Source organism: Arthrobacter sp. YAF16 (genome assembly GCF_052113385.1).
Lineage (GTDB): Bacteria > Actinomycetota > Actinomycetes > Actinomycetales > Micrococcaceae > Arthrobacter.
Map to the genome: position 1 here is coordinate 114,703 of NZ_JBFRDC010000007.1, position 20,537 is coordinate 135,239.

Genomic DNA, 20,537 nt, shown 5'->3' on the forward strand with positions numbered 1-20,537 from the left:
AGCGCCGGTTCAGGCCTGGTTGAAGCGGACCATGTTGCCGGACGGGTCGCGGAAGGCGCAGTCCCGCGGTCCCCACGGTTGCACGATGGGTTCCTGGAGGACTTCCGCGCCGGCGCCGCGGACAGCCTCGAAGGTGGCATCGAGATCGTCCGTGCGGAACACGATCACGGGCAGGACGCCCTTGGTGAGCAGTTGCTGGAGCGCGTCGCCGTCGTCCTTGGAACGGCCGGCGTGCGGGGGAGAGAGCACGATCTCCAGATCAGGCTGTGCGGCGCTGCCGAGGGTGACCCAGCGGTGGCCGTCCGAGCCGACGTCGTTGCGCACCTCCAGGCCCAGCACGTCGCGGTAGAAGGCGAGCGACTCGTCGACGTCGTTGACGGTGATTTGTGCGTACTGCAGTGAAATGTTCATGACTCACACGCTACGACGGCGGGAGCGGGGGCGCTTCTTCAATCCTGCTCGGCTTCCGCGACGGCCGCGTGTGCTGCCGGGCGACGCAGGACGGCATGGCCTTCACCGCACGGTGTTCCCGGTCGCGGTACGCGCTGGGGGCCATCCCGACGATCTCTGTGAACCGGGAACTGAAGGAGCCCAGCGAGGTGCAGCCGACTTCCATGCAGGCGTCGGTCACGCTGGCACCGGCTCGCAGCAGCGCCATGGCGCGTTCGATCCGCCGGGTCATGAGGTAGTTATAGGGCGTCTCGCCGTAGGCCGCCTTGAACTGGCGGGAAAAGTGCGCGGGGGACATGAGGGCGCCGGCGGCCATGGTGGGCACGTCGAGCGGCCGGGCGTAGTCGCGGTCAATCAGGTCCCGGGCCCGGCGCAGGTGGCCCAGGTTGGCCAGCTCCTGCGGTGTCATGCCGCCATCTTAGCGCTGGTCAGGACCCGTGCGGGATGCTTCACCCGGCCGGCTATCTACTCGGCCCCGGTCTTTCACCAGGCCAGAGATTTTGCCTGTCGCGACTTGATTGCCGAAATCTGGCCGCAGTTCGAGCACGTGATCCGGTAGGTCTTGGAGGTGGTGAAGATGGGGATGAAAAACAGCGTGAACTTGGTGGCGCGTTGCTGCAGGTGGTGGTGAACGAACTGGCCGCAGTGCTGGCAGGTGGCCAACCGTCCGGGCAGGTCGTTGAGGACAGTCTTAAGGCCGAAAAGGAGGAACATTGCGTGGCACCTTTCGAAAGCGGTTAGGCCGTGGGCGACAGGCGGGCTGCAAGGCCCGTCAGCAGGATGGTGATGCCTTCGTCCAGCTCGGCCATTCCGTCGTAATCGGCGAGGACCGGCGCCAGGGCCCGGAGTCGGGGAAATTCCTTCGGCGGCAGCCGGTGCAGGCCCAGGCGGAGAAGAGCCTCATTTTCCTCGGGATCCACGATGAATTCCTGCAGTTCATTGAGGATGTGGCCGTACAGGTAGCCGTAGTAGGCGCGATAGACGTGCAGGGCGTCGGCCGGCGCGAAGCCGGCGTCGATCAGCAGCGCGAGAATCTGTTCCAGCGGACGCAGGGTCCCCAGCGGCCGGAGTCCCAGGGGCGTGGACAGGGGGCGTGTTACGAGCAACGGCACAACGTTCGGGTGCCGGAGCGCGAGCTCGCGCAGACAGTGCGCGATGCGCCGGAGCTGGGCCTGCCAGTCCGGGTCGTCGGGGACGATTTCGAGTTCGTTGAGGACGAGTTCGGAGACGCCGTCAAGCAGGGCGGCGCGGTTTTCGGCGTAGCGGTACAGGCTCATGGGGTCCCGGCCGAGTTCCTGCCCGAGCCGGCGCATGGTGAGCGCGTCCAGTCCTTCGGAGTCAACCAGCGTCAGGGCCGCGGACAGCACAAGCTCCCGGCTGAGGCGGCTCTTGGGAGCCGGGGCGGGCGCCGGCTTTTCTGCGGGGGACATGGAATCCGATCCTGTCGGGAGGGGCCGGTCCCACAACGGGGCCGTCCCTGGAAATTGATCAACAAGCTTGCTTACAGTGAAGTCTACGCCTATTGTCTACATTGTAGATACATCCTGGATGTTGCCGTACTGCGGCATCCGGACCCGCTTGGCGCCCCGTGCATGGCGTTCAAGTACCAGCTGCTGTAGCCCTCGGCGGCGCCCTGTGCACCCGGCGGAAACGAGCCACCATGGCAGATTCGCAATATGACCAGTTCCTTCAAGAAGCCACCACCTCCGACGCCGCATCCGGTTCCGTCCTCGGACGGGATTGCCTTTACGGGGTCTACACCAGCTGGTGTTTCCTGTCCCGGAGTGCGCCCCGGCCCGAAGATGCCTTCTGGGCGGCCATGAAGGAGAAAAAGATCCGTCCCGGGCATACGCCGCTGCGCATGAAGGGCCCGGCCGCCGCGGATTACATTCTCTCCAGCTTTCCCGGCCTGGTGTGAGTCGGATGGCCGCCACTTCGGGCACCTACCGGCCGGTCAGCGCCAACCAGCCCCGTGGCCGCCGTCCCTGGTGCGCTGACTGCCGCAGCGACCGGCACCTCCTCGCCGGTTCCGCTGCCGTTCTGGATGCCGGGGACGAAACCCTCGCCCTGGCTGTCACCTGCACGCGCTGCGGTCTTTCCAGGGTGCTGGCGACCACTGCAACATTTGCCGCCGCCATTGCCCGTCGGCGGAACAGGTAAGGCCGGTGGTGGCAATCTTTCGATCGCCGCCACCGGCCTCTGAACCGCGCAAAATCTGCGCTCCCGCGGAAGGTAAGAGATTCGAACTCTTGGTACGGGGTTACCGCACACTGGTTTTCAAGACCAGCTCCATCGGCCGCTCGGACAACCTTCCCTGAAGAGTAGTGTTTCATAGCCGGTAGGCAGCCACAAAAGTGGCGGCGCTCGCAGACGACGCCGGTTTGGCCACCTACTCTGGAAACGGGAGTTGCCCGCGCCGCGTGCGCGGACGCCCCGCCCGCACGAAATCAGTAAGGAATCGGGAGTTCTCCATGAAGGCTGTCTACATCTCAGAGCCCGGCGGTCCGGAGGTCCTGGAGGTCCACGAGGTCCCGGCACCCGTTCCCGGCCAGGGCGAGGTGCTGATCGATGTGGTTGCTGCCGGGCTCAACCGGGCGGACGTCCAGCAGCGCATGGGGTTCTATCCGCCGCCCCCGGGCGCCTCGGAAATTCCCGGACTCGAAGTCTCCGGGCGAATCGCGGGCTTCGGCCCCGGTGTCACCAAGCCCTTCTCCGTCGGGGACAAAGTCGTCGCGCTGCTGGCCGGCGGGGGCTACGCCGAGCAGGTGGCCGTTCCGGCCGGGCAGGTCCTGAGGATTCCCGACGGCGTGGACCTGGTCACCGCCGCGTCGCTGCCGGAAGTCGCGGCCACGGTCTATTCGAACCTTGTCATGACGGCCCAGCTGCAGGCCGGGGAAACGGTGCTCATCCACGGGGCCACCGGCGGCATCGGCACCATGGCCATCCAGCTGGCGAAGGCCCTCGGCGCTCGGGTGGCGACCACCGCGGGCACCGCGGAGAAAGTCGGCACCGCGAAAGCCTTCCTCGGTGCCGACATTGCCATCAATTACGCCGAGGAGCACTTCCCCGAGAGCCTCCGTGCCCAGAACGGCGGGAAGGGCGCCGACGTCATTCTCGACGTCGTGGGCGCCAAGTACCTCGGACAGAACGTGGACGCCCTGGCGGAATATGGCCGGCTCGTCGTCATCGGGCTGCAGGGCGGCACGAAGGGCGAACTGGACCTCGGACAGCTGCTGCGGAAACGGGCGGCCATCATCGCCACCTCGCTCCGTCCCCGCCCGGTGGAGGAAAAGACGGTCATCATGAACGCGGTCCGCGACGCCGTGTGGCCGCTGCTCGCCGACGGCCGGATCCGGCCGCTCGTGGCGAAGACCTTTCCCCTCGACCAGGTCCAGGCAGCCCACCGGTACTTCGACTCCGGTGAGCACGTGGGCAAGGTCCTGCTCGTCACCTAGCCCCCTGTGACGGACAGCATACGCGGATTGGCATATGCGAAGTGGCTGTCCCGGGTAAACGACGATAATGTAATTCCATACGCGGTATACACGCGTCTTGGGGCGCGTGTATGCTGTCGTCCTGCTACCGTCGGGGGCACCATGTCTATCCGCCACAGCCTTCTCGCGCTGCTGCAGGACCGGCCGCGCTACGGGTATCAGCTCAGGACCGAGTTCGAGGATCGCACCGGCTCCTCCTGGCCCCTCAACATCGGGCAGGTTTACACCACCCTCGACCGCCTCGAACGCGAGGGACTCGTCCAAAAAGACGGCGCAGACGGTGAAGGCCACATCGTCTACAGCATTACCCCGGCTGGCCTCGCCGAGGTCCGGGACTGGTTCCACGCTCCCGTGGGCCGTTCCAATCCGCCGCGCAACGAACTGGCCATCAAGCTCGCCCTCGCGCTGACGCTGCCCGCCGTCGACGTCGGCGGACTCATCCAGGCACAGCGCGCCGTCTCCATCCGGGCGCTGCAGGAGTACACCAAGTCCCGGCGCGAGGCCGTGGCGCATCCTCGCCCCGCGGACACGGCCAGGCTGCTGGTCCTCGACTCGCTGATCTTCCAGACCGAGGCGGAGGTCCGCTGGCTGGACCTCTGCGAAGCCCGCCTCATGCAGCTGGCCGGGCCGGCCTGACAAGCACCCCCGTTGTGACGCCGTTCACCGCGGACTCTGCACCGCTTGGCGAGCCGCCGGGCGTCCCTGCCCCGGGTCCATGTCCATTCGGATGCCGCGTTGATAGGGTGCCATGGGGCAGATCTGACTGCTGATCTGTCAGATGGGGTTTCTCAAGGAGGAGACATGGGCACAATGCCAGATGGCGGGTCAAACACCGCACGAGTCGACGACGGCATCACGCCGGTTCCGGGCCTTCCGGCCACGGCCGTCGACGAATCCGTCCGCGAAGCGGAAGAGCGCAAATGGACACCGGCGAAAATCGCGCTCTGGGCGGCGATCGCACTGCTGGGCGGCGTCGCCTGGTTCATGCTCGCGATCGTCCGCGGTGAGACGGTCAACGCGATCTGGTTCGTGTTCGCCTCGGTCTGCACATACCTGATCGGCTACCGCTTCTATTCCAAGGTCATCGAGCGGTACATCACCAAGCCGAACGACCGCCGCGCCACCCCTGCCGAATACAAGGCGGACGGCAAGGACTACGTCCGGACCGACCGCAACGTGCTGTTCGGCCACCACTTCGCCGCCATCGCAGGCGCCGGCCCGCTCGTCGGCCCGGTCATCGCGGCCCAGATGGGCTACCTGCCCGGCACCATCTGGATCATCATCGGCGTCGTCCTCGCCGGCGCCGTCCAGGACTACCTGGTGCTCTTCTTCTCCATGCGCCGCGGCGGACGGTCGCTCGGCCAGATGGCGCGCGAGGAACTCGGCGTAATCGGCGGCACCGCCGCCCTCGTCGCCACCCTGCTGATCATGGTGATCATCGTGGCCATCCTGGCCCTCGTCGTCGTCAACGCCCTCGGCGAAAGCCCATGGGGTGTGTTCTCCGTCGGCATGACGATCCCGATCGCCCTCTTCATGGGCGTCTACCTGCGCTACCTCCGCCCCGGCAAGGTCATGGAAGTCTCGCTCATCGGCTTCGTGCTGCTGATGGCCGCCATCATCGGCGGCGGCGCCGTGGCCGGCACCGAGTGGGGTGCCGCGTTCTTCCACCTGGACAAGGTCACCATCGCCTGGGGCCTGATCATCTACGGCTTCATCGCCGCGATCCTGCCCGTGTGGCTGCTGCTGGCACCGCGCGACTACCTCTCCACATTCATGAAGATCGGCGTGATCGTGATGCTGGCCCTGGCCATCATCGTGGTGCGGCCCGAAATCACGGTCCCGGCGTTCAGTGAGTTCGCCTCGCGCGACAACGGCCCGGTCTTCTCCGGGGCCGTGTTCCCGTTCCTGTTCGTGACCATCGCCTGCGGCGCCCTCTCCGGCTTCCACGCCCTGATTTCCTCCGGCACGACGCCGAAGCTCATCGAAAAGGAACGCCAGACCCGCCTGATCGGCTACGGCGGCATGCTGATGGAATCCTTCGTCGCCATCATGGCGCTCGTGGCGGCGATCTCGATCGACCGCGGTATCTACTTCGCCATGAACGCCCCGGTCGCCCTGACCGGCGGCACCGTCGAATCGGCCGCGCAGTGGGTCAACAGCCTGGGCCTGGCCGGAGTCAACATGACCCCGGATGTACTCGCCCAGACCGCCAAGGACGTCGGCGAGCAAAGCATCATCTCCCGCTCCGGCGGCGCTCCCACGCTCGCCGTGGGCCTGGCGCACATCATGCAGCAGTTCATCGGCGGCACCGCGATGATGGCCTTCTGGTACCACTTCGCCATCATGTTCGAGGCGCTCTTCATCCTCACGGCGGTCGACGCCGGCACCCGCGTCGCGCGGTTCATGCTGCAGGACTCGATCGGCAACTTCGTGCCGAAGTTCAAGGACCACTCCTGGCGGCCGGGGGCCTGGCTCGCCACTGCGGTGATGGTCGCCGCGTGGGGCCTGGTGCTGCTGATGGGCGTCACCGACCCGCTGGGCGGCATCAACACGCTGTTCCCGCTGTTCGGCATCGCCAACCAGCTGCTGGCGGCCATTGCCCTGTCGGTGGTGCTCGCCATCGTTGCCAAGCGCGGCACCTTCAAGTACCTCTGGATCGTGGCGCTGCCGCTGGCCTTCGCGTCCGTCGTCACCATCACCGCGAGCTTCTACAAGATTTTCTCGCCGGTCCCCGCCGTCGGGTACTTCGCCAACAACGCGGCGTTCGCCAAGGCACTGGCCGACGGAAAGACCTCCTTCGGCACGGCCAAGACGCAAGCCGCCATGGAAGCCGTGGTCCGCAACACGATGATCCAGGGCTGGCTTTCGATCATCTTCGTGGTGCTGAGCATCATCGTCATCATCACGGCCCTGATCGCGACGGCAAAGGCCTTCCGCAATGCCTCCGCCGGCATCGCCAACGTCGAATACGAGGACCCGGCCCAGCCGTCCCGCGTGTTCGCGCCGGCCGGGCTGTTCCCGACCGCGGCCGAGCGGGAGCTGGACGCGGAGTGGAAGAAGCTGCCCGCAGACCAGCGGCTCGAACACGCCGCACGGCACTGACGGTTGCTGCCATGAATGCACTCGTAGCGGGATTCCGGGGCTTTGCTGAGTACTTCAGCGGTGTCCTCGGTGCCGATGCCTACAAGAAGTACCTGGAGCACCATGAGGCCTCCGGCCACGACGGTCCGCCGATGTGTGAACGGGACTTCTGGCGCGACCACACGGACCGCCAGGACAGCAATCCGCAAGGCCGTTGCTGCTGACACCGCTGTCGCAATCCGGAAGGCGCCGTCGGGAACACTCGTTCCCGACGGCGCCTTCCGCCGTTTACGGGATACGACGCCGGGGACTGCGCAGGCGCATAACCGCGCACTGCGCAGGCGCCTAACCGCGCACTGCGCGGGCGCTTCGCCGGGGTGCGGCACGGGGCGTCATCCACCCCTGCCCTTCGCTGCCGCGCGTGAGAGTATGAAGCCATGAGCGATCCGATCGACACTCAGTCCGGCGACGACACTCCGGTGGAGGGCATCACCACGTCCGCCCCGCCGCAGGACGCACCCGACACCGAAGCGGCGGCCACGGGCCCGGCCCAGGGCCCCTCGGATTCCCGCGGGCCGGGCGTGCGCAACCGGGCCAGCCACCTGCAGGACCTGGTGGACGAACCCGCCAAGGTCATGCGGATCGGCACCATGTTGAAGCAGCTGCTCGACGAGGTGAAGTCCGCCCCGCTGGACGACGCGGCGCGGATCCGGCTGGCAGAAATCCACGAACGCTCGATCAAGGAACTGGAAGACGGGCTCGCGCCCGAGCTGGTGCAGGAACTCGAGCGGATCCATCTGCCGTTCCCCGAGGACGGCACCCCTTCCGACGCGGAATTGCGCATCGCCCAGGCCCAGCTGGTCGGTTGGCTGGAGGGACTCTTCCACGGCATCCAGACCGCGATCGCGGCCCAGCATGCCGCCCGGGAGCACGCGGCCGCGCAGCTGCAACTCCGCCAGCTGCCGCCCGGCACCATGATCGCGCCCGGCGTCATCATTGGGGAAAACGGCGAACCGCAACGCGCCGCCGAGCCCCAGCCCGGCGCGGATCCCACGCAGCCGGTCCGACCCGCCGACCCGGACCACGGTCCCGGCCAGTACCTCTAGGCCACCGTTGGGTTTCTTTAGCGCGGCACGGCAGGGACGCAAGGACGACGCCGAACTCGGCAAGGGCCTGTGGCGGCGCGCCCACGACCGGTTTGTCCGGGGACTGGACCGGTACCACCAGGTCCTCGAAGGCGTCGAGGATGAGGCCCTCTACGCGGAGCTGGTCGAGATCGCCAACGAACTGTCCGCCCTGGCCGGGCGGGTCCGGCAGATCTGCGTGGAGGCTCAACGCCGCTCGCCCAGCGACGGCCTCGACATCCCTGGAGCCCTGGCCGGCGTGCACCGTTCCCTGTCCACGGCCGGCAACTCGCTGGCCATGACCGCGGAAGCAGCGGCGATGCTGCGCCTCGCCGTCGGGCCGGTCCCGGTCGGTGCGGCGTCCGTGCGCCGCCGCGCGGAGTCCGTCGTGGAACACATCGACGACGCCGAACGGCGGCTCGCGGACGCAGCAACGCAAGGCTGATGTTGCGCCCACATCCCGGCGGGTGACCGGGTCGAAACACCGGGTGCTAAGGATATTCCGGGTTAAGCGCCTAGCTTAGCGGCGTCAAAACACTGGCCTGAGGGGCAGCCGCTTGGCAGGATGGACGAATGACTTCTTCACCCGAACTGACATTCAATGACGGCAACACCATCCCGCAGCTCGGCTACGGCGTGTGGCAAGTTGAGGACGACATCGCCGAGAAGGTCGTCGTCCAGGCGTTCGAGGCCGGCTACCGGCACATCGACACCGCCAAGATCTACGGAAATGAAGCCGGGGTAGGCCGCGCGATCCAGCGTTCGGGCCTGAAGCCGGAGGAAATCTTCATCACCACCAAGCTGTGGAACGCGGACCAGGGCTACGAGTCCACCCTGAAGGCGTTCGAGGAATCCATGGAACGCCTTGGCCTCGAGACCCTGGACCTCTACCTTATCCACTGGATGCAGCCCAAGCAGGACAAGTACGTTGACACCTGGAAGGCGCTCATCGAGCTGCAGAAGCAGGGCCGCGTGAAGACCATCGGAGTCTCCAACTTCACCAAGGAGGGGCTGCAGCGCCTGATCGACGAAACCGGCGTGGTTCCGGCGATCCACCAGATCGAGCTGCACCCGTTCTTCAACCAGGCGGAGCTGCGTGAATTCAACGCATCCAAGGGCATTCTCACCGAGGCATGGTCGCCGCTGGGCCAGGGCGGCGAGCTGCTGGAAAGCCCGGTCATCGCCCAGATCGCGGCCAAGCACAACGCCACGCCGGCGCAGGTGGTCATCGCCTGGCACCTCGCGATCGGCAACGTCGTGATCCCCAAGTCCGTCACCGAATCGCGGATCCGCGAGAACTACGCGGCCCTGGACGTCACCCTCGACGAGACGGACGTGCAGGCCATCAACGGTCTGGACCGCTCCGCAGAGGGCGCCGGCCGCATCGGTGCAGACCCGGCGGTCTCCGACTTCGCCTAGCCATCCCGGTAAATTAGGGGTTCCTCCCAGGAGGTAAGAAGTGAGCGGTCCAGGGCTATTGGCCCTGGACCGCTCTTTTCGTCGGTCTTCTTTGCATCGGCTACAGGTGGTTTTCGCGCAGTCAGGCGCCGGGACTGCAGGGGGCGACGTCGAAGGCCCCGTCCGGAGCGTCGGCGAAGGCGCGGATCTTTGCGATAAGTGCCCGCGTGGCGGAATCCTTTTCAAGCTGGGCGTAGACCGGGGCCGCCGCAGCTTCGAATGCTGCGATCTGCTCGTCGGTGGCTGCGACGATCGTGCCGCCGCTTCGGCAGTAGGCTGCCGCCTCGTCGGCGGTGTGGACCATGGAGCTCGTTACTGCTTCCCGGGTCTTCGCGGCCGCCTCCATCAGGATCCGCCGGTCGTCTGCGGCCAGGTGCGAATAGGTCTTGGTGTTAATGGCCAGCGAGTTGACCTTTACGTACAGCGGCAGATTCCCCGTGGTTGTGCTGGGCCGGGGAAAGGTTCCGGCCCTGGTGAAGGATGACTCGGCGGCCTTAACCGTGCCCTTGGTCAGCGCATCGGTGAAAAGTTCCCCCGCCAGTGACTGCGGCCTGGCTCCCAAGGCCTTCAGGGTCGCGTATCCCGTGCTGGAACCGGGGGCGCGGACAACTTTTCCGGCCAGGTCCGCCGGTGCCGTTACGGGTCCATCGAAGGAAAAGAGCATCCGCGGTCGGTCGGGCAGCAGGGCGAGCCCGGTGAGTCCGATCGGCCTCAGCCCTGCCATCATGCTGCCGGCGATCTCCGGCGCGACAATCTTCGCCACCACCTGGTCCGAGGCCCGGAGGAAAGGCGCCGAGAGTGCCGTGAAGGACAGGACACCCTCCGACTCCCAGGTCCGGGTGGGGACCAGCGCCATGTCGAAGTCGCCGCCTTCGGTGGATTGGGCCACGGCCTGGTCCCATGCGCCTGCTTCGTCGGCGGCCGCCCTGAGCACGAGTTCGATCCGGATCGACCCGCCGGAGAGTTCCTTCACCTGGCTGGCGAATTCCCGGACTTGCGCTGCGGAATGACCGTCGGGACCGCCAGCGGTGGCCAGGGTCAGGACCATCGCGTCAGCGGACTGCTGATCAGCCTGCGAAAGTCCGCTGGCCCCGCATCCGGCCGCCGTCAGGACTAGGGCTGCCGCCGCCATGATCGCCGCACCACGCATCCGTGCTTGCATGCTGGCCTCTTTTCGGGTCCAAGGCGAAGCTCCCAACGTAGCTGACACCAGAAGAGGAAGCCTCCACTCCGAAAGTTACTCCTTCGGGACGTCCGCCAACAGGCCATCCGGACGGACTTCCGGGCTCCCTGACGAGTCAGGACCTTCGCACGAGGTCCGAGGTTGCCCTCCCGTCTACGCTGCGGCCCGGCCCTGACGCGGCAGCACGGCGTCGATGACCGCCCAGCCGTGTTCGTCCTGGATGCGCCGGCTGGCAAAGCGCTCAGCCGCAGCGGCGTCGTCGAACGCTTCGGTGCGGATCCGGCCGCACTCGGTGTCCAGGTAGGTGACTTCCCAATGCTCTGCTGCGGACGGGGCTGCTGCCTGCCGGGCTGCCGTGAACTCCTGATGTTGGAAATCCTGATGCTGTTCCATGAATTAAGTCTGCAACCGCCCTCTGACAGTAAGTGGTCATCCGCCCGGCGTGTTGCCCAGCCGCAGCACCCGTTCCCGGGCCAGGTCCTCCCGGCGGCGGTCTTTCTCCGCCGTCCGGGCTGCCTGCTGCGCGGCAGCCGAGGCCAGTTCGAGCCGCTTTCGGGCCTGCCGCAGCCCGGCCTCGGCACGCGCCAGCTGTTCCCTGAGCCCGGCAGCCTCCTCCGTCAGTGCAGCCGCAGCGTCCGTCGCGTCCTCTAGTTCCCCGGATGCGCGTTCTGCCTCGGCGGCGCTGGAACGGGCGGCGTCGGTGGCTTGCCGGAGGGCGGCCTGGGCGCGCTCCCTGGCCGAGGGGCTGGGCGCCGGCCGTTCCTGCCGGACGGCCCGCAGGCGCGGCTGGCCGGTTGCCGGAGGCGTGCCCGGTGCCGGGGGCGCAGCGTTCTCCGGGGGAGCGGCCGGCGGCCTTGCCCCGGTCGCATCCGGGACGGCGACGGCGCCGTCGAGGTCAACGACGTCGACGCCGTCGGCGGAGAGCGTCCGGAGCAGCCGCCCGCTCCGGACGGCGGCAGCGGCGCCCTCGTCAGCCGTGGCCGCACGCAGGGTCTGTTCCACTTCCGCCGCGACGGTGCCGCTGATTTTCCGCCCCTGTTGCTCCGCCACGGCGCGGGCTGCGTCGACCGCGCCGGCCAGCATGGTCCGCCGTTCGCGGGAGAGGCTGCGGAGCGTTGCCGCGTCGAGGGAGGCCTGGGCCCGGCGCATTGCGAGTCCCAGCTCGGCCAGGTCACGGAGTGTTTCCGGCCGCCGCCAGGCGAGCATGTTGACGGCCCAGGCGCTCACCGAGGGTTTGGGCAGGGAGCGCACCTCCGCCGCGCGGGAGCGTAGCTCCGGCGTCGCGGGCGTTGCGGAGAGCAGTTCCTTGGCCGCGGCATTGCGGCCTGCGACAAAGCTGTCGAACGGCATCCCGTAGAGCTGCGCCGCAATGTCCGCGAGCTCACGTTTTGCCATGCAAGAATCATAGAAGCTCCGGCCCCCACGCCGGGGGCGCGCAGCACACGTCCACCGCAGGAGATTCCACGTGATTGAAATAGGCGGCCTCCCGGCCCACATCCTTCTGGTCCACGCCGTCGTTGTGCTTGGCCCGATCGCCGGCCTCGCCGCCATCGCCTACGCTGCCGTAACCCGCTGGCGGCGGTACCTGGCCTGGCCGCTGGGTGTTCTCTCGCTGGGGCTGGTTCCGGTCGCGCTCATCACCGCGCAGGCGGGGGAGCAGCTGCAGAAGGCCCGTCCGTCGACGGAATTGGTCCGGGAACATGCCGAACAAGGTGACGTGCTGAAGGTGGTGTCGATCATCTTCTTCGTGATCGTCGCGGCGATGATTATCGTGAGCTTCGAACCGATCGGCCGGCGCTTCGCCTTCCTCGGCGGCCTGCGCGAAAACCGGGTCCTGCGGACCGTCTTGCTGGTTGCAGGAGCCTTGGCCGGCGCCTTCTTCCTGTACCAGAGCATCATCACCGGGCACTCCGGCGCCGCGTCCGTGTGGGCACGCTGACGGTGCGCTGACGGTGCACTGACCATTCCGAGGGGCGCGCCCGGGCCTCAGGCCCGGCGCGCCCTTCGCACTGTCATGAGCAGCAGCACCAGGGCAGCCGCCTGCAGCGCGGCGACCGCTGCGATCAGCGCGGGCCACGCCCCGTAGAGGGCGCCATAGAGCGCGCCGCCGGCCAGCGCGCCGGCTCCCTCGAAAGCCGCGAAGACCCCGTACGCCGATCCCTGCCGCGGCTCCGGCACGAGGTCCGCCACGAGCGCCTTGACCGTCGAGTCCTGGATTCCGGTGGCGGCGCCCCAGCTGGCCACGCCAGCCACCACCAGGGCCACGCCGGTGGAGAATGCCAGTACGGGCACGGCCGCAATCAGCACCGGCAGCGCCAGCAATACGGCCGGGCCCGCGCGGTCGTAGAGGAAGCCGCTCCCCAGCGCGCCGAGTGCCGCCGCGCCCATGGCCGCGGCGTAGAGCAGCGGCACCACGGGCGCCGGAACCGCCACAGCAGCGGTCAAATGGTAGGAAATCACGCCGAAAGCCACCAGACCCGCACTCCAGAAGAAGGCGCACACCGCGAACAGCAGGAAAACGCCGGTGAACAACGACGGCGGTTTGCCCGCCGTTCCAGGCGGCGCCGGAGTGCCGCCGGGCTCCGCGACGCGGCGGCGCAACCAGAGCAACAGCGCGAGCGCCACCACAGCGGGAACAGCCAGGACCGCAAAAGCGGCCGAGATGAGGCCGGTGGCCGCCAGCACGGCCGCCACGATCAGCGGACCGAGGAGCGCGCCGGTGAGATCCAGGGACTTGTGCACGGCGAAGCCGCGGCCGCGCCCCACCCGCTTGGCCACTGAGGCGAGCAGCACGGTCTTTGCCGGGCTCCGCACGGCCTTGCCCACCCGGTCCCCGATGATCAGCGCCGACGCCAGGACCAGCCCGGCGGCACCCGCGGCCGGGGCGACGGCCAGCAGCGGCACGCAGAGCGCCGTCAGGGCGTAGCCCGCCAGCGTGAAGGTCCAGTACCGGCGGGTGCGGTCCGCCCAGGGCCCAAAGACCAAGCGCAGGCCCTGCGCCGCTGCCTCGGCCCCGCCGGTGACAAGCCCTACGATGAGCGCGGAGGCGCCGAGCTGCGCCAGCAGCGGTCCGGCGAGCGGGCGGGCGCCGTCGGAGACGACGTCGGTCGCCAGGCTGACCAGCCCGAAGCCCACCACCGTGCCCCACGGCCGGCGGCCGCCTGCCCGTGATGCAGTGGGGGACGCGGCCGGTGCCGGTCCCGGTGCTGCCATCCCGGGTCCGGTCGGCGTCGCGGCGGGGTCCGGCCCGGGAGGGGCGGGCACCTCGCGCTCAGGCCGGTCCATTTCCCAAGGGTCGCGGACGGGGGCGTGAATGACAAGAGCAGCCGGGGTCCGGGCCGTGCATGCCGCGGCCGCAGCCCCGGGCACTATTGGACCAAACGCGGGCACGCCGGCCGCTACGTGCCCGGCGTGCCCGTGTCGAAGTCCCCCCGGACCCGGACCCGGACCCGCATCCCGGGCCGGACCGCGTGGGCGGACAGCAAAGAACCCCTGGAAATCAATGATTTCCAGGGGTTCTTTGCTTCGAACTTCCGAGCTTCCTATCAGAATCGAACTGATGACCTTCTCATTACGAGTGAGACGCTCTACCGACTGAGCTAAGGAAGCAACCGCGTGAAACCCCGGCGAACCGGGCGGATCATGCAAGAGACAACTGTAATGGAGTCCCCGCGCCCGGGTCAAAATGAGCCGCGAGGGTGCCGTGGACCGGTCAGCAGACGGTGTTGTCCGCCGGTGTCTTGCCGTCCACGAGGTACCCGTCCACGGCCTTCTCAACGCAGCTGTTGGAACGGCCGTAGGCGGTGTGGCCCTCGCCCTTCCAGGTCAGCAGCGAGGCGGTGCCCAGTTGCTTGCGCAGGGCGACGGCCCATTCGTACGGTGTGGCGGGGTCGCCGGTGGTGCCCACGACCAGGATGTCGGCCGTGCCCTTGTACTGGGCCGGAGCCGGGGTGCGGAGGCTCTTGTAGGGCCAGTCCTTGCAGCTCGTGCCGCCGTACGCAAAGTAGTAGCCCAGAGTGGGGGAGAGTTGGCGGAGCCGCTTCTCCTCGGTCCGCATCGCCGCCGTGCCGGTTTCCATCGAGTAGTCGAGGCAGTTGATGGCATTGAAGGCGAACGCGGAGTTTGCCGAGTAGGTGCCGTTCGGCTCGCGGTCCGCGCCGAAGTCGGACAGCCGGAGCATCGGGGACAGATCGCCCTTCATCGCGCTGTCCAGGGCCTGGGTCAGCACGGGCCAGTTGTCGTCGTTGTAGAACGGCAGGATGAAGCCGCTGACGAACATGGACGCGTTGACCAGCCGGCCGTCCTTGGCGGGCTGCGGGTTGGCTTCCACGGCCGCGATGAGGTCCTGGATCTGCCGGACGGCCTCGTCCGGGGTTCCGCTCAACGGGCAGCCGCTGTTTTGGAGGCAACTGGTCGCATAGGCGTGGATGGCCTTCTCGAAAGCCTTCGCCTGGCCTGCGGTCAGCTCCTCATTGCTCAGGGAGGGGTCCAGGGCGCCGTCCAGGACCATCCGGCCCACGTTGTCCGGGAAAAGCGAGGCGTAGGTCGAGCCGAGGAAGGTGCCGTACGAGTAGCCCAGGTAGTTCAGCTTGGTGTCGTTCAGGACGCCGCGGAGGACGTCGAGGTCCTTGGCGGCGCTGACGGTGTCGACGTGGCCCAGGACCGGCCCGGTCTTCTCGGCACACTTGGCGGCGATGGCTTTGTTGTCCGCGAAGGCTTCGGCCAGTCCTGCGTCGGTGTCCAGCTTGTAGATCTTGGCGCGGTTGGCGTCGCGTTCCCGGTCGGTGAGGCAGGTGACCGGAGCGGAGCGCTTCACCCCGCGCGGATCGAAGCCGACGACGTCGTAATTCGAGCGCACCTTCTCGGAAATGTTCGTAGAGCCGGCGTCCCTGACGAAGTCGTAGCCGGAACCGCCGGGACCGCCCGGGTTAACCAGCAGGCTGCCCTTCTTGTTGCCGCCCTTCGATGCAAGTTTGATGACGGCAAGTTCGATCGTGTCGCCGTCGGGCTTGCTGTAGTCCAGCGGAACCTTGACCTTGGCGCACTGGAAGTCCCCCTCGCAGGCCGACCATTTGAGCTGCTGGGAGTAGAAGCTCCGCAGCTCGGCCGGGGCGGCTGCGGCGATCGAAGGGTCGGCCGTTGCGGAGGAGCTCTTTGGGCCGCCGTCGCCGGAGCCGAAAAGCGTGCAGGAAGACAGCACCAGGGACAGCACCAGGCCCAGCGCCAAGGCGCCGGCAGCCCGCACCCCGAGCCCCAAGGTTCGGCTGCCTGCCGGGGGTGGTGGTGCTGACGTCATGCTGTTCTCCTTGGGGATGTGGAACTGGGCGGATCGAAGCGGGTGGAGCGTTGCTGACGGGTCAGATCAGGCTGGCGGCCATGGACTCGATGGCCAGCAGCGGGGCCACATTGGTCGTCGTGATCCGTTTGCGGGCCTTGTTGATGGCATCCATCCGGGCAAGCGTCACCTCGGCCGTTGAGCGTCCGGCGAATTCCTGCAGCTCGCTCCTCAGCTCAACGTTGACCAGTTCCACGGCGTTCCCCATCTGGATGATCAGCACATCCCGGTAAAAGGACAGCAGGTCGGTCAGGGTACGGTCAAGCGAGTCGGTGACGGAGCGCTTGGCACGCCGCTTCTGGTCGTCCTCGAGCTGCTTGACCTGCCCGCGCATGGCCGGCGGGAGCGGCCCGCTTTCGGGTGCCCCCAGCGTGGCGAGCAGCGCCGCCTTTTCGGCGGCGTCGCGCTCGTCGTTGGAGCTGTTGGCTTCCTCCGTGGCGATCTTGACGAGCTTGTCCGCCATCATCACGGCCGCGGTGATGCCCCGCAGGTGCAGCGGGAACCGCACGGTCTCCAGCCGGCGTTCGCGGGCCTCCGGGTCCCTCGCCAGCCTGCGGGCGATTCCCACGTGGCTTTGCGCGGCGCGGGCGGCGCGTTCGGCAACCTCCGGTTCGACGCCGTCGCGCTTGACCAGGAGGGCCGCAACGTCGGCCGCCGGCGGGAGCCGCAGCGCCACCGGGCGGCAACGGGACCGGATGGTCACGAGCACATCCGCGGGTGACGGCGCGCACAGCATCCAGATGGTGCGCGGGGTGGGCTCCTCGACGGCCTTGAGCAGCACGTTGGTGGTGCGCTCCGCCATCCGGTCCGCGTCTTCGACGACGATGATGCGCCAGCGGGCGGAGGAGGGACGGTTGCCCGCGGTCGAGACCAGTTCGCGGGCCTCGTCGATCGTGATGGTGACCTTCTCGGTGCGCACGAACGTGACATCGGAGTGCGTCTCGCCAACGATGGTCTGGCACGCAGGGCATTCGCCGCAGCCGCGCTTCGTGATGTCTTCCTGGTCGCAGTTCAGTGCCGCGGCAAAGGCCTTCGCGGCGTTGGACCGGCCGGATCCCGGCGGGCCGGTGAACAGCCAGGCGTGCGTGAGACCGTCGCCCTCCGCGGCCTGGCGCAGTTGGGCGACGACGGCCGGCTGGCCCTGGAGGTCGTCCCAGACGCTCATGCCGAGCTGCTTTGACGGAGCGAGAGCAGCGTCTCGACCCGTTCGAGGATCCGGGCAGCCAGCTCCGACACGGGCAGGTGCGCCGCGAGAACCAGGTATTTTTCCGGCCGAGCCGCCGCCAGCGCCAGGAAAGCGGCGCGGATCCTGGCGTGGAAGTCGTCGGCCTCGGATTCGAGCCGGTCTTCCGCGGCGTCGCCGGCGGTCCGGCGCCGGCGCCCGTCGGCAGGGTCGACGTCAAGCAACACCGTCAGGTCCGGCTGCAGGCCGGAGGTGGCCCAGTCATTGATCTCACGCACCGCGTCCGTGCCGAGGTGCCGGCCCGCGCCCTGGTAGGCGACCGAGGAGTCGATGTACCGGTCGGTGAGGACCACCTCGCCCCGCTCCAGCGCCGGACGGATGACCTGCGCGGCGTGCGCGGCGCGGGACGCTGCAAAGATCAGGGCCTCGGTGTGGGCGTCGATGTGCCCGTGGCCATGATCCAGCACCAGGGACCGAAGCTTCTCGCCGATCGGCGTGCCGCCCGGTTCCCGCGTCCGCAGCACCGTCAGCCCGCGGGACTCGAGTGCTCCGGCGAGCTCCGCGGCCTGGGTGGACTTGCCGGCACCGTCGCCGCCCTCAAAGGCAATGAACAGTCCGGGGAAGGGTCCGGGAGTCTGGGTAGTCACTGCTCTAGCCTACCGACAATCACCGACACCATGGCGGCCAGCGCGTAACGCCTTACGGGCCCGGCGCGGCTCCGAAGTACCCTGTCACCATGAGTCTCTCCGAAGAACAGGCAGCCTCGCTCTCGGCCGAAACCGTGGTGGTGGCCGCAGGCCGTCCTCCGCGCGAACGCGACGCCCCGGTCAACCCGCCGATCGTGCTGTCCTCGACCTATTTCGGCACCGGTCCCTTGGGCCCCGGCGACCGCGGCTACGGCCGGTATTCCAACCCCAGCTGGGACCCCTTCGAACAGGCCCTGGCGCAGCTGGAAGGCGCCACGCTGCCGGGCCTGCTGTACGCCTCCGGCCTCGCCGCCGTAAGTTCCGCGCTGTCCCTGGTTCCGGCGCAGGGGGTGCTGGTAATGCCGTCCCACAGTTACGCCGGTTCGCTCGTGATGGCGACGGAACTGGCGCAGAAGGGTGCGCTGGAGCTGCGCACCGTGGACATTGCGGACACCGACGCCGTGCTGGAACAGCTGGCGCCCGCCGGCGGAACGCCTGCCAGCATGCTGTGGCTGGAGAGCCCCACCAACCCGATGCTCGGCGTCGCGGACATCCGTGCGCTCACCGCTGCAGCGCACGCGGCCGGCGCCCTCGTCGTTACCGACAACACCTTCTCCACCCCGCTCGTGCAGCAGCCGCTCAGCCTCGGCTCCGACGTCGTCCTGCACTCGGTCACCAAGTACCTCTCCGGCCATTCCGACGTCGTGCTGGGCGCCCTCGTGACCTCCGACGCCGAGCTCCACGCCAGGCTGCTGCACCACCGAACCATCCACGGCGGCATCGCCGGGCCGTTCGAGGCATGGCTGGCGCTGCGGGGGCTGCGCACCCTGGCCCTGCGGATTGAGCGCTCGCAGGCCTCCGCGGCGGTGCTCGCGGAGCGGCTGAGCCGGCACCCGCAGGTCGGCAGCATCCGGTACCCGGGCCTGCCCTCGGACCCCGGCCACGAACGGGCCAAGGCGCAGATGAAGGGCTTCGGTTCCGTGCTGTGCATCGAAATGGCCCCGGGGGACGGCCCCGACGGCGGGTTCAGCGGCGCGGAGGCGGCCGACCGGATGATCCGGGCCCTGCAGTTGTGGCTGCCGGCCACCTCGCTGGGCGGGGTGGAATCCCTGATCGAGCGCCGCCGCCGGCACACGGCGGAACCGGAGAGCGTACCGGAGAACCTGGTCCGGCTGAGTGTCGGAATTGAAAACGTCGAGGACCTGTGGGCCGATTTGCAGCAGGCTTTGGCAACACTGGACGGCTAGGCTGGGGGCATGGACGGAAGAACGCTGATTGAAATTGCCGATAGAGGGATCTACTTCCTGCTGGCGCTCGTGGCCCTGGGGCTTGAGGTGTGGGCGTTCTTCGATTGCCTGCGGCACAAGGCCAACGCCTTCGAGGCGGTGTCCAAGCGGACCAAGACGTTCTGGCTCGCCCTGACCGGGGGTGCCCTCTTCATCGGCCTGCTGTCCATTGTCGGCGGCGGCGGCGGGTTCTTCGGCCCGCTGGGGCTCTTCGGCCTCGCGGCCGTGACGGCCGCATCCGTCTACCTCGCCGATGTCCGTCCCGCGGTGAAGGATGCCGGCCGCGGCGGCAGCCGCAACATGGGGCCCTACGGCCCCTGGTGACCTGCCTGCTGTAGTCCGTCAGGCGCCACGGCTTCCCAGTCCACGGTCAGCTCACCCAGGCGCCACCGCGCCGGGCCGTCCTGCACTGGCCAGCCGCCGTCGCGCAGTGCACGGCACATTGCCGTCCAGCGCTGCCGGTTCCCAAACGAGGCCAGCGGCGCCGCCTCAAGCCAGGCCTTGTCCAGCGCCTGCAGGTAGGAATGGATTTTCTCGCCGGGCACGTTCCGGTGGATAAGCGCTTTCGGCAGCCGTTCGGCGATATCCGAGGGCAGCTCGAAGCCGCCGAAGCGCATGGACAGCCCCAGGCTCAGCGGCCGCACGTCGTCGAGCGCCACCCAGGTAACCCGGCGTCCGATCTCGTCACAAGTGCCGTCGATGAGCAGGCCGCCGGGGGCCAGCCGGTCCTGCACCAGCCGCCAGATGGCGGGCACATCCGCCTCCTCGTACTGCCGCAGGACATTGAAGGCCCGCACCAGCACCGGTCGGCCCGGAACCGGGAGTTCGAAGCCGCCCAGCTGGAAGCTGAGCCCGGGACGCTCCAGCGCCCTGGCCTGCCGGACCCGCTCCGGCTCAATCTCAATTCCGACTACGCGCACGTCGGCGCGGATGGCGGAGAGGCGTTCAAAGAGTTCGACGGCGGTGGCCGGGGACGCGCCGTAGCCGAGGTCGACGACGAGCGGATCCTTCGCGCCGCGCAAACGCCAGGCCTGCGGCCCGGTGAGCCAGCGGTCGACCCGCCGCATCCGGTTCGGGTTGGTGGTTCCGCGGGTCACGTTGCCCACGGGCCGGCCAGACCGGGTGCTGCCACCCGTCCCGCCCCGGGTCCCGGGTGACACCACCCGCTCAGCTTTCTGCACCACACGCCAACCCTATCGTCCAACGCGGGGTCAGATACGGTCCATGCCGGGCCCGGGGATGGGCCGTAGCTGACCC

The 20,537-nt window shown here is 68.3% G+C and carries 24 protein-coding genes and 2 tRNA genes; 12 read left to right on the forward strand and 14 right to left on the reverse strand.

The features are described 5' to 3' along the window. Positions 1-9: 9 nt before the first annotated feature. The 4 genes from AB4Y91_RS13855 to AB4Y91_RS13870 all read right to left on the reverse strand — a co-directional run bounded on the left by AB4Y91_RS13855 (position 10) and on the right by AB4Y91_RS13870 (position 1,880). Positions 10-411 (reverse strand): VOC family protein, encoded by a 402-nt coding sequence (locus AB4Y91_RS13855; protein WP_441419020.1) that lies wholly within the window; start codon positions 409-411, stop codon positions 10-12. Between the two features lie 10 nt (positions 412-421). Further along, positions 422-859 carry a helix-turn-helix transcriptional regulator gene (locus AB4Y91_RS13860; protein ID WP_441419021.1) on the reverse strand — a complete coding sequence of 146 codons (438 nt, stop codon included), beginning with the start codon at positions 857-859 and terminating at the stop codon, positions 422-424. Between the two features lie 74 nt (positions 860-933). Next, positions 934-1,164 carry a zinc-ribbon domain-containing protein gene (locus AB4Y91_RS13865; RefSeq protein WP_441419022.1) on the reverse strand — a complete coding sequence of 77 codons (231 nt, stop codon included), beginning with the start codon at positions 1,162-1,164 and terminating at the stop codon, positions 934-936. Between the two features lie 23 nt (positions 1,165-1,187). Next, positions 1,188-1,880, reverse strand: a complete 693-nt coding sequence (locus tag AB4Y91_RS13870; RefSeq protein ID WP_441419023.1) for a TetR/AcrR family transcriptional regulator C-terminal domain-containing protein — start codon at positions 1,878-1,880, stop codon at positions 1,188-1,190. Between the two features lie 230 nt (positions 1,881-2,110). On the opposite strand from AB4Y91_RS13870, the gene AB4Y91_RS13875 reads away from it, so the two are divergent. Both AB4Y91_RS13875 and AB4Y91_RS13880 read left to right on the forward strand, forming a co-directional pair. Further along, positions 2,111-2,368, forward strand: coding sequence for a hypothetical protein (locus AB4Y91_RS13875; RefSeq protein ID WP_441419024.1), 258 nt, complete (start codon positions 2,111-2,113; stop codon positions 2,366-2,368). A gap of 5 nt (positions 2,369-2,373) precedes the next feature. Further along, on the forward strand, positions 2,374-2,610 hold the full coding sequence (locus AB4Y91_RS13880; RefSeq protein WP_441419025.1) for a hypothetical protein: 237 nt from the start codon (positions 2,374-2,376) through the stop codon (positions 2,608-2,610). 66 nt (positions 2,611-2,676) lie between these two features. On the opposite strand, the gene AB4Y91_RS13885 is transcribed toward AB4Y91_RS13880, so the two are convergent. Next, positions 2,677-2,764, reverse strand: a tRNA-Ser gene (locus AB4Y91_RS13885). 157 nt (positions 2,765-2,921) lie between these two features. On the opposite strand from AB4Y91_RS13885, the gene AB4Y91_RS13890 reads away from it, so the two are divergent. The 7 genes from AB4Y91_RS13890 to AB4Y91_RS13920 all read left to right on the forward strand — a co-directional run bounded on the left by AB4Y91_RS13890 (position 2,922) and on the right by AB4Y91_RS13920 (position 9,568). Then, positions 2,922-3,905: an NAD(P)H-quinone oxidoreductase gene (locus tag AB4Y91_RS13890; protein WP_441419026.1), complete on the forward strand. Its 984-nt coding sequence runs from the start codon at positions 2,922-2,924 to the stop codon at positions 3,903-3,905. Between the two features lie 141 nt (positions 3,906-4,046). Continuing rightward, positions 4,047-4,580, forward strand: a complete 534-nt coding sequence (locus AB4Y91_RS13895; RefSeq protein WP_441419027.1) for a PadR family transcriptional regulator — start codon at positions 4,047-4,049, stop codon at positions 4,578-4,580. A gap of 174 nt (positions 4,581-4,754) precedes the next feature. Then, positions 4,755-7,046, forward strand: coding sequence for a carbon starvation CstA family protein (locus AB4Y91_RS13900; protein WP_441419062.1), 2,292 nt, complete (start codon positions 4,755-4,757; stop codon positions 7,044-7,046). 11 nt (positions 7,047-7,057) lie between these two features. Next, positions 7,058-7,249 carry a YbdD/YjiX family protein gene (locus tag AB4Y91_RS13905; RefSeq protein WP_175323765.1) on the forward strand — a complete coding sequence of 64 codons (192 nt, stop codon included), beginning with the start codon at positions 7,058-7,060 and terminating at the stop codon, positions 7,247-7,249. Positions 7,250-7,462: 213 nt separating this feature from the next. Then, on the forward strand, positions 7,463-8,131 hold the full coding sequence (locus AB4Y91_RS13910; protein WP_441419028.1) for a bacterial proteasome activator family protein: 669 nt from the start codon (positions 7,463-7,465) through the stop codon (positions 8,129-8,131). Positions 8,132-8,138: 7 nt separating this feature from the next. After that, positions 8,139-8,594 carry a hypothetical protein gene (locus tag AB4Y91_RS13915; RefSeq protein WP_441419029.1) on the forward strand — a complete coding sequence of 152 codons (456 nt, stop codon included), beginning with the start codon at positions 8,139-8,141 and terminating at the stop codon, positions 8,592-8,594. A gap of 128 nt (positions 8,595-8,722) precedes the next feature. Beyond that, positions 8,723-9,568, forward strand: a complete 846-nt coding sequence (locus AB4Y91_RS13920; RefSeq protein ID WP_441419030.1) for an aldo/keto reductase — start codon at positions 8,723-8,725, stop codon at positions 9,566-9,568. A 121-nt stretch (positions 9,569-9,689) separates the two neighbouring features. Here the strand turns inward: AB4Y91_RS13920 and AB4Y91_RS13925 are convergent, their stop codons facing one another. The 3 genes from AB4Y91_RS13925 to AB4Y91_RS13935 all read right to left on the reverse strand — a co-directional run bounded on the left by AB4Y91_RS13925 (position 9,690) and on the right by AB4Y91_RS13935 (position 12,185). Then, positions 9,690-10,769: a TRAP transporter substrate-binding protein gene (locus tag AB4Y91_RS13925; RefSeq protein ID WP_441419031.1), complete on the reverse strand. Its 1,080-nt coding sequence runs from the start codon at positions 10,767-10,769 to the stop codon at positions 9,690-9,692. A gap of 174 nt (positions 10,770-10,943) precedes the next feature. Further along, a complete protein-coding gene (locus tag AB4Y91_RS13930) occupies positions 10,944-11,183 on the reverse strand; it encodes a hypothetical protein (RefSeq protein WP_441419032.1) in 240 nt (79 codons plus the stop codon). 36 nt (positions 11,184-11,219) lie between these two features. Beyond that, on the reverse strand, positions 11,220-12,185 hold the full coding sequence (locus AB4Y91_RS13935) for a hypothetical protein (protein WP_441419033.1): 966 nt from the start codon (positions 12,183-12,185) through the stop codon (positions 11,220-11,222). 70 nt (positions 12,186-12,255) lie between these two features. On the opposite strand from AB4Y91_RS13935, the gene AB4Y91_RS13940 reads away from it, so the two are divergent. After that, a complete protein-coding gene (locus AB4Y91_RS13940) occupies positions 12,256-12,729 on the forward strand; it encodes a hypothetical protein (protein WP_441419034.1) in 474 nt (157 codons plus the stop codon). 47 nt (positions 12,730-12,776) lie between these two features. Here the strand turns inward: AB4Y91_RS13940 and AB4Y91_RS13945 are convergent, their stop codons facing one another. From AB4Y91_RS13945 to tmk, 5 genes are all read right to left on the reverse strand, one after another. Continuing rightward, positions 12,777-14,075, reverse strand: a complete 1,299-nt coding sequence (locus AB4Y91_RS13945; protein WP_441419035.1) for an MFS transporter — start codon at positions 14,073-14,075, stop codon at positions 12,777-12,779. A gap of 251 nt (positions 14,076-14,326) precedes the next feature. Then, positions 14,327-14,399: transfer RNA gene (locus tag AB4Y91_RS13950), tRNA-Thr, on the reverse strand. A gap of 103 nt (positions 14,400-14,502) precedes the next feature. Then, complete coding sequence (locus AB4Y91_RS13955; RefSeq protein WP_441419036.1) at positions 14,503-16,086, reverse strand: alpha/beta hydrolase; 1,584 nt, start codon at positions 16,084-16,086, stop codon at positions 14,503-14,505. 61 nt (positions 16,087-16,147) lie between these two features. Next, on the reverse strand, positions 16,148-17,290 hold the full coding sequence (locus AB4Y91_RS13960) for a DNA polymerase III subunit delta' (RefSeq protein WP_441419037.1): 1,143 nt from the start codon (positions 17,288-17,290) through the stop codon (positions 16,148-16,150). Beyond that, the gene (gene tmk, locus AB4Y91_RS13965; RefSeq protein ID WP_441419038.1) at positions 17,287-17,955 is read right to left on the reverse strand and encodes a dTMP kinase; all 669 of its coding nucleotides are present in this window, start codon (positions 17,953-17,955) and stop codon (positions 17,287-17,289) included. The genes AB4Y91_RS13960 and tmk overlap by 4 nt, the downstream gene beginning before the upstream one ends. Before the next feature lie 89 nt (positions 17,956-18,044). On the opposite strand from tmk, the gene AB4Y91_RS13970 reads away from it, so the two are divergent. Both AB4Y91_RS13970 and AB4Y91_RS13975 read left to right on the forward strand, forming a co-directional pair. Beyond that, entirely contained in the window at positions 18,045-19,241 is a 1,197-nt protein-coding gene (locus AB4Y91_RS13970) for a trans-sulfuration enzyme family protein (RefSeq protein WP_441419039.1), read from the forward strand. A 9-nt stretch (positions 19,242-19,250) separates the two neighbouring features. Beyond that, entirely contained in the window at positions 19,251-19,604 is a 354-nt protein-coding gene (locus AB4Y91_RS13975; protein ID WP_441419040.1) for a DUF2516 family protein, read from the forward strand. On the opposite strand, the gene AB4Y91_RS13980 is transcribed toward AB4Y91_RS13975, so the two are convergent. Then, entirely contained in the window at positions 19,589-20,464 is an 876-nt protein-coding gene (locus AB4Y91_RS13980; RefSeq protein ID WP_441419041.1) for a class I SAM-dependent methyltransferase, read from the reverse strand. The genes AB4Y91_RS13975 and AB4Y91_RS13980 overlap by 16 nt on opposite strands. Positions 20,465-20,537: the final 73 nt, after the last annotated feature.

Excerpts from the sequence above, each read along its gene's own strand:
- AB4Y91_RS13855 (WP_441419020.1), bottom strand. The coding sequence starts at position 411 with ATGAACATTTCACTGCAGTACGCACAAATCACCGTCAACGACGTCGAC.
- AB4Y91_RS13860 (WP_441419021.1), bottom strand. The coding sequence starts at position 859 with ATGACACCGCAGGAGCTGGCCAACCTGGGCCACCTGCGCCGGGCCCGG.
- AB4Y91_RS13865 (WP_441419022.1), bottom strand. The coding sequence starts at position 1,164 with ATGTTCCTCCTTTTCGGCCTTAAGACTGTCCTCAACGACCTGCCCGGA.
- AB4Y91_RS13870 (WP_441419023.1), bottom strand. The coding sequence starts at position 1,880 with ATGTCCCCCGCAGAAAAGCCGGCGCCCGCCCCGGCTCCCAAGAGCCGC.
- AB4Y91_RS13875 (WP_441419024.1), top strand. The coding sequence starts at position 2,111 with ATGGCAGATTCGCAATATGACCAGTTCCTTCAAGAAGCCACCACCTCC.
- AB4Y91_RS13880 (WP_441419025.1), top strand. The coding sequence starts at position 2,374 with ATGGCCGCCACTTCGGGCACCTACCGGCCGGTCAGCGCCAACCAGCCC.
- AB4Y91_RS13890 (WP_441419026.1), top strand. The coding sequence starts at position 2,922 with ATGAAGGCTGTCTACATCTCAGAGCCCGGCGGTCCGGAGGTCCTGGAG.
- AB4Y91_RS13895 (WP_441419027.1), top strand. The coding sequence starts at position 4,047 with ATGTCTATCCGCCACAGCCTTCTCGCGCTGCTGCAGGACCGGCCGCGC.
- AB4Y91_RS13900 (WP_441419062.1), top strand. The coding sequence starts at position 4,755 with ATGCCAGATGGCGGGTCAAACACCGCACGAGTCGACGACGGCATCACG.
- AB4Y91_RS13905 (WP_175323765.1), top strand. The coding sequence starts at position 7,058 with ATGAATGCACTCGTAGCGGGATTCCGGGGCTTTGCTGAGTACTTCAGC.
- AB4Y91_RS13910 (WP_441419028.1), top strand. The coding sequence starts at position 7,463 with ATGAGCGATCCGATCGACACTCAGTCCGGCGACGACACTCCGGTGGAG.
- AB4Y91_RS13920 (WP_441419030.1), top strand. The coding sequence starts at position 8,723 with ATGACTTCTTCACCCGAACTGACATTCAATGACGGCAACACCATCCCG.
- AB4Y91_RS13925 (WP_441419031.1), bottom strand. The coding sequence starts at position 10,769 with ATGCAAGCACGGATGCGTGGTGCGGCGATCATGGCGGCGGCAGCCCTA.
- AB4Y91_RS13930 (WP_441419032.1), bottom strand. The coding sequence starts at position 11,183 with ATGGAACAGCATCAGGATTTCCAACATCAGGAGTTCACGGCAGCCCGG.
- AB4Y91_RS13935 (WP_441419033.1), bottom strand. The coding sequence starts at position 12,185 with ATGGCAAAACGTGAGCTCGCGGACATTGCGGCGCAGCTCTACGGGATG.
- AB4Y91_RS13945 (WP_441419035.1), bottom strand. The coding sequence starts at position 14,075 with ATGGACCGGCCTGAGCGCGAGGTGCCCGCCCCTCCCGGGCCGGACCCC.
- AB4Y91_RS13955 (WP_441419036.1), bottom strand. The coding sequence starts at position 16,086 with ATGACGTCAGCACCACCACCCCCGGCAGGCAGCCGAACCTTGGGGCTC.
- AB4Y91_RS13960 (WP_441419037.1), bottom strand. The coding sequence starts at position 17,290 with ATGAGCGTCTGGGACGACCTCCAGGGCCAGCCGGCCGTCGTCGCCCAA.
- AB4Y91_RS13970 (WP_441419039.1), top strand. The coding sequence starts at position 18,045 with ATGAGTCTCTCCGAAGAACAGGCAGCCTCGCTCTCGGCCGAAACCGTG.
- AB4Y91_RS13975 (WP_441419040.1), top strand. The coding sequence starts at position 19,251 with ATGGACGGAAGAACGCTGATTGAAATTGCCGATAGAGGGATCTACTTC.